Origin of the sequence: Rhodoblastus sp. (assembly GCF_041915505.1) — a bacterium.
In the GTDB taxonomy this organism is placed as follows: domain Bacteria; phylum Pseudomonadota; class Alphaproteobacteria; order Rhizobiales; family Beijerinckiaceae; genus Rhodoblastus.
In genome coordinates, this window is record NZ_JAYSBG010000164.1 from 1 (window position 1) to 7714 (window position 7714).

Genomic DNA, 7714 nt, shown 5'->3' on the forward strand with positions numbered 1-7714 from the left:
TTCCGTCGGATTTCGGCGCGCTTTTCCGGGCTTTCGATCCGGATGAGGCGCCAGGGCTGGCTGTTGCCGACCGAAGGCGCGATCTGCGCGAGATCGAACAGCGAATCGAGCAGGTCCTCGGGGACGGCATCCGTCCGGAAGCGGCGCACATCGCGCCGCCAGCGCATCAATTCAGCCAGCTCTTCGCGAAAATGCGCATCGAAAACGGGCGTCCGCGTCATGATCGAACCTCGGCGACGCAATGAAAGAATGAGCCGGAAACCAGCCCCCGGCGCGAACCCGCCGGCGCCGGCGCGCCGCCATAGGCGTCGGCCGCCAGCGCCATCGGCTCATCGGCGCCCAGAGCGACGATACTGGCATAATGAAACTCGTGGCCGCGAAATCTGTGCCCTTTTGGCCCCAGCGCGCAATCGGCCAAAAGCGTGACGTCGCGATAGCCCAGCGTCATCTTGCGCTTCGCGAAGGAGGTTTGCACCGAAAGCAGCCCCGCCATGGGATGAACGACGCCTTGCGCGTCGGTCAGGCTCTCGCCCAGCACCATATAGCCGCCGCATTCGCCATGAACCGGCCGGCTCGCGGCGAAGGCCCGCAGCCCATCGAGAAATCGCTGATTGGCGGCAAGCCGCCCGGCGTGCAATTCGGGATAGCCGCCCGGCAGCCAGAGGCAATCGGCGTCATGCGGCGGCGCCTCGTCAGCCAGCGGCGAAAAGAACCGGATTTCGGCGCCCTGCCCGCGCCAGCCGGCCAGCAGATGCGGGTAGAGAAAGGAAAAAGCCGCGTCGCGCGCGATGGCGATGATCTGGCCGGGCGGGGCCAACGCCGCGCGCGCCAATCCCGAGCGTTCCTCCGCCGCGACCCGCAAAGGCGCCGCCAGCGCGAGAACGGCGTCGAGATCGACATGGGCGGCGACGAAATCCGCCAAAGCCTCCAGCCGCGCCTCAAGCGCCTCCGTCTCGGCCGCCTGAACCAGACCGAGATGACGCTCCGGCAGCACGACCTCCGCCTGTTTCGGTAAGGCGCCCAGAACCTTGAGGCCGGCGGCTTCGACGCCCTCGCGCGCCAGCCGCAGATGGCGGGGGCTGCCAATCTTGTTGAGCACCACGCCGGCGACTTTTACGCGCGGGTCGAAACGCGCGCAGCCCAGCGCCACCGCGCCGGCCGATTGCGCCTGACCCGAGGCGTCGAGCGCCAGCAGCACGGGCAGGCCCAGAGCGGCGGCGACATCCGCCGAAGCGCCCGTGCGGCCCGGTTCCGCCGGCACGCCGTCGAACAGGCCCATCGAGGCTTCCGCGATCAGCAATTCGGCGCCATCGGACGCCTGCGCGGCCAGAGCGGCCAGCAGCCCCTCGTCCATCGCCCAGGAATCGAGATTGAGGCTGTCGCGCCCCAAGGCCGCCTGATGGAAGGCCGGGTCGATATAATCCGGCCCGGATTTGACGCCAGCGACCGCGACGCCGCGCCGGCGCAGGGCGCGCATCAGCCCGAGCGTCAGCGTGGTCTTGCCCGATCCGGAACGCGGCGCGGCGATGAGCAGCCCTTTCGCGCTCATGCGAAAAAATCCTTTCGCGTCGCCCCGCCGGCGCGGTAGCACAGGCCATGGACGAAATCCCGGACGAAAACGCCCCGAACCTGCGGCGCGGCTGGACGACCGGCGCCTGCGCGGCGGCCGCCGCCCGCGCGGCCTATGCCGCGCTGATGGGCGGGGAATTTCCCGATCCGGTGACGATCCGCCTGCCCGGCGGCCAGACCCCGGCTTTCGCGCTGGCCCTGACCGAATGTGGCGAGACCTTCTGCCGCGCCGGCGTGGTCAAGGACGCTGGCGACGACCCCGACGTGACCCATGGCGCGACGATTATCGCCCGCGTCTCGCGCGGCGCGCCGGGCGCGGGCGTGACCTTCGCCGCCGGCGAAGGCGTCGGCGTGGTGACCAAACCGGGCCTGCCGCTGCCGGTCGGCGAGCCGGCGATCAATCCGATGCCACGCAAGATGATCCGCGAGGCGATCGAGGCCGAGGCGGCCGTCTGCGGCGGGACGACCGACATTCATGTCGAAATTTCCATTCCCGGCGGCGCGAAGATCGCCGAGCGCACGCTCAACGGCAGGCTCGGCATTGTCGGCGGCCTGTCGATTCTGGGCACGACCGGAATCGTGACGCCCTTTTCCTGCGCCGCCTGGATCGCCTCGATCCATCGCGGCATAGACGTCGCCCGCGCCCTGGGGCTGGACCTCGTCGCCGGCGCGACCGGCTCGACCTCCGAAGCCGCCGTCAAGGCGCTGCACGGCCTGCCCGAGGAAAGCCTGATCGACATGGGCGATTTCGTCGGCGGCATGCTCAAATATCTGCGCCGGCATCCTGTGCGTCGCGTGGTGGTGGCGGGCGGCATGGCCAAGATGACCAAGCTGGCGCAGGGCCTGCTCGACCTTCATTCCAAGCGGGGCGCGGTCGATCTTGATTTCCTCGCGGGCTTCGCCGATGGCGAAACGGCGGAGAAAATCCGCGGGGCCAATTCCGCCAAACATGCGTTCGAGATCGCCGAAGCCGCCGGGCTGGATATTGCCGGCGCGGTGGCTGAGGCCGCGTGGCGCACGGCGGCCGCCCCCCTGCGCGGCGCCGGGAGCGAGCTGGAAATCGTGGTGTTCGACCGCAACGGCGGCCTGCTGGCGCGGACCGGCCTGCGTCCCGTCGGCGCCTGAAACTGAAAGCTGATGCGCGTCGTTGCGAGGAGCGTCCGCGACGAAGCAATCCACGCTACGGCCCGCCCGAGAGGCGGATTGCTTCGCGGAACCCGTCATCGGACCGGCCGAAGGCCGGATCCGTTGGCTCGCAATGACGGCTGCATCGCAATGTCTCATTCGTCCTCCGCGACGGTTCCGTCCGGACGGACATAGCCGCCGCGATAGCGGCGTCGATAGTCAGGATCATAGAGCGCGCTTTCGCGGAAATCCGCCGCGCCGAGCGCCGGGCCGACCAGAACGAGCGCGGTGCGCTCCATCGGATTGTCGCGGGTCGCGGCGAGGATGGTGGACAAGGTCGCCTGAACGATGCGCTCGTCGGGCCAACTCGCGCGAAACACGACGGCAATCGGGCAATCCGGGCCGTAAAAGGGCGTCAGCTCCGCGACGATCTTATCCAGCACGTGAATGGAGAGATGGATCGCCAATGTCGCGCCGGTAGCGGCGAAGGCGGCGAGTTTTTCCTTTTCCGGCATGGCCGAGGCGCGGCCCGATGTGCGCGTCAGCACCAGGGATTGCGCCACTTCCGGCAGCGTCAATTCGCGCTGCAAGGCGGCGGCGGCGGCGGCGAAGGACGGCACGCCGGGCGTGACGTCATAGGCGATGCCGAGCGCGTCGAGCCGTCGTAATTGCTCGCCCATCGCGCTCCACACCGAGAGATCGCCGGAATGCAGCCGCGCCACATCCTGATCGGCGTCGCGGGCGCGTAAAAATTCGGCCTCGATCTCGTCGAGCGTCATCGGCGCCGTATTGACGATGCGCGCGCCGAGCGGACAATGCGCGAGCAATTCTTCCGGCACCAGCGAGCCGGCGTAAAGACAGACCGGGCAGCGCGCGAGCAGGTCGCGGCCGCGCAAGGTGATGAGATCGGGCGCGCCGGGGCCGGCGCCGATGAAATGGACTTTCATGATGTCAGCTCGTCTGCTGGCGCGGCGAGCGCGCAGGTCACATTCTTGCTCGCGCGGCGCGGCGCGATCAATCGCGCGCGGGGACCGCCGCCCATCAAGGCCGTCGCTTCCGCCACGCTTGCGAAGCCGGTCTTCTCCAAAGCTGCAGCGGAAGGCGCGGCCCCCCGCGCGAAAAATTCTGGCTGGCGGGCGGCGAATTCCGCCTCGTCCAGAAAGACGATGGCCATGCCGAGTTGCGCCGCCGCCTCGCGCAAGGCCGCATGATCCACCTTGCGCGCGAGCGTGAACAAAGTTGCTTCGGCATAGGCCGGAGCCGCCGCAAGCATGCCGCGCACGAGCGCGCAAATCTCTGCCGCCGTGGCGCGGCTGGAACAGCCGAGGCCGATGGCGATCATGCCGACCATGGCTTGTCATAGGTCCATTGCAGGATCGGCAACGCCTGCCGCAAAGCGAAAAATCCGCCGAGTTTTTCGGCGCGTCCGATCTGCGCCGAGAGCAACGCGCCGCCGAGCGCGCCGTGTCGCGCGACGAGCAGGGCCTGGGTCTCCAGCGTCACGCCATTGACGACCAGCCGCCCGCCCCGCGCCAGCGCGTCGAGCGCGGAATCGAGCACGCCCGGCATCGTAACGCCGCCGCCGACGAAGATTTTGTGCGGGCGTTTCAGATCGCGCAAGACTTCCGGCGCGCGGCCCTCAACCACCTGCAAATGCGGCGTGCCCAGAGCCAAAGCATTGCGACGGATGCGCGCCGCGCGCTCTTCATTGGCCTCGATGGCGATGGCGGCGTTTTTCTCATCCGCCAGCAGGAATTCGATCGCCACCGAGCCCGAGCCGGCGCCAATATCCCACAGCAATTCGCCGCACCTCGGCGCCAGAGCGGACAAAGTCAGCGCGCGGATGTCCGCTTTGGTGATCTGGCCGTCATGCTCGAAAAAATCGTCGGGCAGGCCCGGCGCGCGCGGCAGAATTTTCGCGTCGCGCGATGCGACAAGATCGAGCGCGATGGTGTTGAGCGCCTCGACATCGTTCAGCGAAAAATCACGCGCGACCGTCGCGCGCACGCGCTCGCGCGCGCCGCCGAGGTGTTCGCAGACGGTCAGGCGCGAGGCGCCGAAGCCGCGCTCGGTCAGCAGCGCGGCGAGCTTCTGCGGCGTCGTTTCGTCCCACGACAAGGCGATGATTTTCCCGCCGTCGAACAGATGCGGAATGATCCTTTCGAGCGGGCGGCCATGCAGCGTGACGAGCGCGCAATCCTGCTGCGCCCAGCCGAGCCGCGCCGCGACCAGACTGAAGGCGGAGGGCGCCGGCAGGCAGGTCATTTCTTCCGACGGGATGAGCCGCGCCAGCACCGAACCGACGCCATAGAAAAAGGGATCGCCCGAGGCGAGCACGACGATTTTCTCGCCGCGCCGCGCCAGAATTTGCGGATAGGCCCCGTCCATCGGCGAGGGCCAGGCCAGCGTTTCGGCGGCGAGCGGCGCGGCCAAAGCGAGATGGCGCGCGCCGCCGACGACGAGCGCCGCTTGCGCCAAGGCCTCATTTGCGGCAGGAGACAGGCCAGCGCGGCCATCCTCGCCAAGGCCGACCAAGGTGAGCCAGGGTCCCGCGCTCATGGCGAAATCTCCCGTGGAGCGCGACCTTGCGCATTCTCATTCTCGGCGGCACGACACAGGCGAGCGAACTGGCGCGGGCTTTGGCCGGCCGCCCCGATGTAGCGCCGCTGCTGTCGCTCGCCGGACGCACGCAAAATCCCGCGCCGGCGCCGATTCCTTGCCGCATCGGCGGCTTCGGCGGCGCCGAGGGACTGGCGACCTTTCTGCGCGACGAAAAATTCGACGTCCTGATCGACGCCACCCATCCCTTCGCGGCGCAAATCTCCGCCAACGCCCGCGTGGCCAGCGCCATCAGCGGCGTTCCCCTGCTGGTCTTTTCGCGCCCCGCCTGGGCGCCCGGCGCGGGCGATCAATGGCGCGAAGTCGCGACCATGGCCGAGGCCGTCGCCGCTTTGGGCGAGGCGCCCCGCCGCGTCTTTCTCACCCAGGGCCGGTTGCAGCTCGCGGCCTTCGCTGCCGCGCCGCAGCACTTCTATCTGGTGCGCGCCATTGATGAACCGGACGAATTGCGCCTGCTCCCTCACCACAAATTCATTTCCGCGCGGGGGCCATTCACGCTTGAAGGCGAACGCGAGCTGATGCGCGGCGAAGGGATCGAAATCCTCGTCTCCAAAAACAGCGGCGGCGAGGCTACGGCCGCCAAGCTCGCAGCGGCGCGCGCGCTGAACATTCCGGTCATTCTGGTCGCGCGGCCGCAAGCCGAGGGCGCGGCGGAAGTCGTGCGTCTCGAAGAGGCTCTGGCCTGGATCGAGGCTCATCGACCCAACCCGTAAGAGCGCGGCGTCAGCAGCCAGGGCTCTCTGCCCGGGCGCGCGACGAAGCGGGTTTCAGACGAGCCGATCAGCACCAGAGTCGCCATATCGACGAGGCCCGGATCGGCCGTCGCGAGATCGCTCAGCACGATCCGTTCGTCGGGCCGACCGACCGCGCGGGCGAAGGCCACCGGGGTCTCCCCGCTCTTGGTTTCTCGGAGCAAGTCGAAGGCGTCAAAAATCTGGCGCGGCCGCGCCTTGGAAGCGGGATTGTACAAGGCGATGACGAAATCGCCCTCCGCCGCCGCGCGCAGCCGCTTCGCAATGATCTCCCAGGGCTTCAGGTTGTCGGACAGCGAGAGCACGCAGAAATCATGGCCCAAAGGCGCCCCAAGCCGCGCCGCCGCCGCCAGCACCGCGCTGACGCCCGGCACGACCTGAATGTCCAGCGCACGCCAGACCGCCTCGCCCTGCTCGACGGCCTCGAGCACCGCCGCCGCCATGCCAAATACGCCGGCGTCGCCGCCCGACACCACCGCCACCTTGCGGCCCGCCTGCGCCAGCGCCAGCGCGTGGCGGGCGCGGTCCAGCTCGACGCGATTGTCGGTCGGAAAACGCTCAAGCCCCGCTCGCTCCGGCACGCGGTCGGCATAGGGCTTGTAGCCGATCAGGGCATCGGCTTCAGCCAAGGCCGCGCTCGCCTCGGGAACCAGCCATTTGTCCGGGCCGGGGCCGAGGCCGACGATGAAAACTTTGCCCGTTTCGGTCATGGCCGCCGTCCCTGCCCGCTCACCAGAACGATGGCGAAATAGGGCGCGGAATCGTCAGCCTTGTCAGCGAGCTTCATCACCTTCTCGCCCGCCATCGTGCCGCGCTCGACATAGATCGCACGCTCGTAATGGCCGCTGTCACGCAAGGCCTGCCGGATCTTGGCGAAATTCTTGCCGACCTTCATGATCACCGCCGCATCGGCGCCGCGCAGCCGTTCGGTCAGCGTCTGCTGCGGCAGGGTGCCGGGCAGGACCGTCATGATGTCGTCGCCCCAGGTCATGGCCTCGCCCGCCGCCGACCAGCAGCCCGCCATGCCGGTGACGCCCGGAATGATGGTGACGGGGAAACGCTCCTTCAACCGAATATAAAGATGCATGAAGGAGCCGTAGAACAAGGGATCGCCCTCGCTCAGCAGCGCGACGTCGCGCCCGGCGGCAAGCTCGTCGGCGAGCCGCTCCGTCGCCTCGGCGTAAAAGGCGCGCAGGGCCTCATTATAGGCCGGATCGCTGACCGGAATTTCGGTGGTCACCGGATAGGCCAGCAGCAATTGATGGGCGCTGGCGGGAATCCAGCGATCGGCGATCGTGCGCGCATTGCCGGGACGTCCCGACTTCGCGAAAAAGGCGATCACCGGCGCGGTCTCGATGACGCGCACGGCTTTCACCGTGAGAAGTTCCGGATCGCCGGGTCCGAGCCCGACGCCATAAAGCCGTCCCGCGCTCATTCTTTTTCGCTCGCCAGGGCGTTGATCGCGGCGGCCGCCATGGCGCTGCCGCCCTTGCGCCCGCGCATGGCGATCACCGGCACGCGGCCGTCGGCGATGGCCGCATCCTTGGATTCCGCCGCGCCGACGAAGCCGACCGGCATGGCCAGGATCAAGGCGGGCTTCGGCGCGCCGGCGTCAAGCATTTCGAGCATGTGAAAGAGCGCGGTCGGCG

10 protein-coding genes are annotated in these 7714 nt (G+C 68.4%); 2 read left to right on the forward strand and 8 right to left on the reverse strand.

Translation table 11 applies throughout. From position 1 onward, the window contains the following. Both ACE3S9_RS11385 and ACE3S9_RS11390 read right to left on the reverse strand, forming a co-directional pair. On the reverse strand, positions 1 to 221 hold a 221-nt coding region (locus ACE3S9_RS11385), incomplete at its 3' end, for a nitroreductase family protein (RefSeq protein WP_374546580.1). After that, positions 218 to 1549, reverse strand: a complete 1332-nt coding sequence (locus ACE3S9_RS11390; protein ID WP_374546581.1) for a cobyrinate a,c-diamide synthase — start codon at positions 1547 to 1549, stop codon at positions 218 to 220. The genes ACE3S9_RS11385 and ACE3S9_RS11390, both read right to left, overlap by 4 nt. 47 nt (positions 1550 to 1596) lie before the next feature. On the opposite strand from ACE3S9_RS11390, the gene ACE3S9_RS11395 reads away from it, so the two are divergent. After that, complete coding sequence (locus ACE3S9_RS11395) at positions 1597 to 2694, forward strand: cobalt-precorrin-5B (C(1))-methyltransferase (protein WP_374546582.1); 1098 nt, start codon at positions 1597 to 1599, stop codon at positions 2692 to 2694. A gap of 155 nt (positions 2695 to 2849) precedes the next feature. On the opposite strand, the gene cobM is transcribed toward ACE3S9_RS11395, so the two are convergent. The 3 genes from cobM to cbiE are packed head-to-tail and all read right to left on the reverse strand — an operon-like array spanning position 2850 to position 5253. After that, a complete protein-coding gene (gene cobM / locus ACE3S9_RS11400) occupies positions 2850 to 3641 on the reverse strand; it encodes a precorrin-4 C(11)-methyltransferase (protein ID WP_374546583.1) in 792 nt (263 codons plus the stop codon). Beyond that, a complete protein-coding gene (locus tag ACE3S9_RS11405) occupies positions 3638 to 4045 on the reverse strand; it encodes a cobalamin biosynthesis protein (protein ID WP_374546584.1) in 408 nt (135 codons plus the stop codon). Before ACE3S9_RS11405 ends, cobM begins: the two co-directional genes overlap by 4 nt. Beyond that, complete coding sequence (gene cbiE / locus ACE3S9_RS11410; protein WP_374546585.1) at positions 4033 to 5253, reverse strand: precorrin-6y C5,15-methyltransferase (decarboxylating) subunit CbiE; 1221 nt, start codon at positions 5251 to 5253, stop codon at positions 4033 to 4035. The genes ACE3S9_RS11405 and cbiE overlap by 13 nt, the downstream gene beginning before the upstream one ends. A gap of 26 nt (positions 5254 to 5279) precedes the next feature. Here cbiE and ACE3S9_RS11415 point away from each other — a divergent pair, with 26 nt between their 5' ends. After that, entirely contained in the window at positions 5280 to 6026 is a 747-nt protein-coding gene (locus tag ACE3S9_RS11415) for a cobalt-precorrin-6A reductase (RefSeq protein WP_374546586.1), read from the forward strand. Here ACE3S9_RS11415 and cobJ read toward each other — a convergent pair. From cobJ to ACE3S9_RS11430, 3 genes are all read right to left on the reverse strand, one after another. Further along, entirely contained in the window at positions 6008 to 6775 is a 768-nt protein-coding gene (cobJ, locus tag ACE3S9_RS11420; protein WP_374546587.1) for a precorrin-3B C(17)-methyltransferase, read from the reverse strand. The genes ACE3S9_RS11415 and cobJ overlap by 19 nt on opposite strands. After that, positions 6772 to 7500, reverse strand: coding sequence for a precorrin-2 C(20)-methyltransferase (locus ACE3S9_RS11425; RefSeq protein WP_374546588.1), 729 nt, complete (start codon positions 7498 to 7500; stop codon positions 6772 to 6774). The genes cobJ and ACE3S9_RS11425 overlap by 4 nt, the downstream gene beginning before the upstream one ends. Next, positions 7497 to 7714 (reverse strand): precorrin-8X methylmutase (locus ACE3S9_RS11430; RefSeq protein WP_374546589.1); only part of this gene is annotated, 218 nt, incomplete at its 5' end. The genes ACE3S9_RS11425 and ACE3S9_RS11430, both read right to left, overlap by 4 nt.